This window comes from Sphingopyxis sp. BSNA05 (genome assembly GCF_013265645.1).
Lineage (GTDB): Bacteria > Pseudomonadota > Alphaproteobacteria > Sphingomonadales > Sphingomonadaceae > Parasphingorhabdus.
Map to the genome: position 1 here is coordinate 1 of NZ_PYIA01000132.1, position 3582 is coordinate 3582.

The 3582-nt window shown below is 50.8% G+C and carries 1 protein-coding gene and 1 pseudogene; one reads left to right on the plus strand and one right to left on the minus strand.

What is annotated here, in order from left to right; genetic code table 11:
- A pseudogene (locus C8024_RS15340) lies at nucleotides 1-2595 on the plus strand (conjugal transfer protein TraG N-terminal domain-containing protein); the annotation flags it as partial.
- 4 nt (nucleotides 2596-2599) lie between these two features.
- Here the strand turns inward: C8024_RS15340 and C8024_RS15345 are convergent.
- Nucleotides 2600-2815, minus strand: coding sequence for a hypothetical protein (locus tag C8024_RS15345; protein WP_100092280.1), 216 nt, complete (start codon nucleotides 2813-2815; stop codon nucleotides 2600-2602).
- Between the last annotated feature and the right edge of the window lie 767 nt (nucleotides 2816-3582).

A 3582-nucleotide genomic window follows, 5' to 3' on the forward strand; every position in this document is an offset into this window, starting at 1 on the left:
CATGGTCATGGGGCTAGCATTTTCGGTGATAGTGGTCGCCTTCAATCAGGACTGGCGCGCATGGCTCCACTGGTTTTTAGGCGCAACGCTGATCTACATGTGCTTGATGGTGCCGCGCCTCGATGTCCATGTCACTGACCGCATCAATCCATCACTGGCACCAGCCGAAGTTGCCAATGTACCATTAGGCCTTGCACTGATGGCAAGCTTCACCAGTCAGGTTGGCGATTATCTGGTTCGCTCCTCGGAAACAGTATTCGGGTTACCGACCGATCTGGATTATTCGAAAAATGGAATGATCTATGGCTCGCGGCTATTCGATGCGACGCGCAGTTTGCGTATTTCTGATCCTGAATTTGCCGCCAATCTCGACGAGCATTTTCGTCAGTGCGTATTCTATGATCTACTGCTCGGTCGCTATTCAATGAAGGAACTGTCAGCAAGCGATGATATCTGGGCAGTGATTGCACCGGGTAGCGCAGCGCGCGCGCAAAAGTTCCTGACACGCAATCCCGATGACAGTGTAAGCGCCAATATCATAACTTGCCGCGCGGCTTACAATGATCTGAATTCTCAGTGGGTCGCAATGATTGATGAGATGGGGACCATCTTTGGCCGCCAACTCTATCCTAAACAAACCGCAGCGCTTGCCAAAGCAAAGCTGTTTGCTGATTTGCCTATTGCATATAGTTATTTGAGCGGGGTTTCCAAAAACGCCAGCGAGATATTCCGGCAAGTGCTGACCATCAACGCGATGAAACAGGCGATGCACGGAATGGCCGGCTCCAGCGGCACTTCAAGCGTTGATGTTTTTGCCCAGACCCGTGCTGACATCCAGACCGAGCGTACATACTCATCCATCGCCCAAAATGCGATGAAGTGGGTGCCCATTCTCAACATCGTACTGACGGTGGTATTCTATGCGCTGTTTCCTGTGCTGTTCCCGCTTTTCCTGATGCCAAAACCGGACCAACGGCATTGCGGGGCTATATTACAGGCTTCTTCTATCTTGCTGCTTGGGGGCCATTGTTTGTGATATTGCACATGATCCTGATGTTTAAAGGCGCATCTGATGTTGGCGGCGCAGCCGGCGGGACAGGTCTTAGTCTCGCAAACTTCTCGGGAATGGTTGATGTGAATAATGATATTGGCGTGCTTGCTGGATATCTTGTTGCCTCCATTCCGTTTCTTGCTGGCGGTATCGCCAGAGGCGCGCTGGCAATCTCAGGCCAAGCGACTTCCTATCTTAATCCATCGCAAAATGCAGCAGAGGAAGCAGCGCGCGAAGCCAGCACTGGCAATGTGTCGCTTGGCAACAGCAATATTGAAAATTCGAGCGTGTTTTCGAAACAATTTGCGCAAGGGTCGATCGCGCCGAACATTTCTTATGGCGCATCGCAGACACGCGGATTCAGTGATAGCGGGACGCAAACAACAAGCTTTCCCGAAAATTCATTCGATCAGGTTCCGAACTCTTCCTATCCGTTCACCCCAACATTGGGGCAGGATTTCACCTCTAGGCTTTCCACGCTGGCATCGAGCAGCCGATCACAAAGTGAGACATTTTCCAATCTTGCCCAGCAATCGACTAGCTCGGCAGTGACCCGGTTCAACGAACTCAGAAATACCTACAGCCAGGGGAGTTCTTCGGAAACCGCTGTCGGTACAAACGAGAGCAACAGTGTCAACAATGCGTTCAGCGAAGTGGATTCTGCATCGAGAAACTTGCAGCGGCAATATGGACTGTCTCGCCGCGCGGCGGACGATATATCCGTGTCCTGGTTTCTGAATGGTGATGGAGCTCTAGGCGTGAAAGGTGAAAAGGGAGCTGGAAGTGCTTCGCTAGGTATCAAGGGCGGGCGCAATCAAAGTTGGACGGATAGCGACATTGGAATTGCGTCGGAGGACCGTAACCGGATTATGGGCAGCATGAACCAGATTTCTGATAGCCGGAACTGGTCCAATACCCGTGATGGATTTGTGCGAAGCGTCAGTTCGAGCAGCAGTTCTGCGATCTCCAGCAGCGCATCTGGTCTCACGACATCGCTGACAGAAGCGCAAAGCTATACGGTTGAAGCCAGACGCGCGGAAGAAATTGCCAGTCGCTTGGAAGATCAGGCAACATGGTATGAAAGCAACAGTGCCGCTGGATCGCTCAACCTTAGCCAAGCGTACCGCGAATGGGGCATGGCGGAGATTGAGGGCAATCGCGATTACTACGGCAATGCACGATTTGATGATATCAACTTCCAGCTCAGCGCAGAAGGTCAGGAACTGCAAACGCGCTTTGTAGCCGGTTATGCGGAAAGGCTGCACGATGATATTGACGATAAGCTAACCTTGCCGGAATTTGCGCCCGTCCAAAGACCAAATATCGGTAGTGCCTCTGATGTTCGCGGAAGCGTTTCGACAGGCGGTGGAGGTTCAGGATCGGTCGGTGCAGCGCCGGATGTTGGCGCAATAGGGGATGAAGTAGCCGGTGCTCAGTCGCGTGGAAAAACGCGGGTCGGGATTGTTGAGGATGCGATGAAACGGAAAACCAGAAATGCGCGCGGTGCGAGTGAGAAAGCAGCAGACGATATCAAGGAATGGTAGGTGATTAGAATGATATCCAGCCGTCATAGATCGCTACAAAAATCGCAAAAGCGATAAGTCCGATAAAAATCGTAACTAGTTTCAATCGTCCCCAAGGGTCAGCCCAAGTCTTTTTCCATGTATAAGCAGTCAGACGGTTTTCTGCGAGCGCCTTGTCAATTTCCGACAAACCGGGCCAGTTTTGTTGATCGTCAGATTGTGTGTTTTTATCCTCGGTCATTTTTCAGTCTCCAAGATCATGATTCACCCGGAACCAAGCCCCCTCTTCTCTCAGACCATAGCGGAATTCGAGTGCACAGTCATTTTGAAATTAACTGGTCAAATTCGGCCAATCCAATGTTCCAACTTGAGTTTGCAGCCAATGCCGTCATTATCTCCGTTCATGAAGTTAAGATATCTACGGATGAAACATGGGTTTGATTGATTTGCTATTAATGGGTTCTACCATTGTTGGCGCAGGGCAATCGTTCGAATGCACACCCACCCGTGTCTGGGATGGTGATGGTCCAATCTGGTGCGCCGAAGGTCCAAGAGTCAGACTATCAGGCATTGCTGCACGGGAAATGGATGGGACTTGTTCAACTGGTCATCCCTGTCCGAAGGCAAGTGCAAAAGAAGCACGCGACGCTCTAGTGAAATTGGTGGGCAAACCTTCTGGACGGTCAAGGGAGGGTCATGTTCTGGTCTCTGGACCTACATTGAAATGCCGGTCCGATGGCGGCGCTGGCGGCAAGCGCACTGCGGCATGGTGCGTGTCACCAAAATCTGGAGATCTATCGTGCGCGATGGTAAAAGGTGGTTGGGCACTCAAGTGGAGTAAATATTGGAAGTTGCACCGCTGTAGTGGATAATCAATTCCCTTTGAAAACAAGAATGACAAATATTTTGTTTGGCGCGGAAGTTTGCTTTTTTGCTTGGATGATTATCGGTTGGCCGATCTTGGATCTAATTATCCGGTGTTTTGACTAGGTTCAGGACCTATTAAAT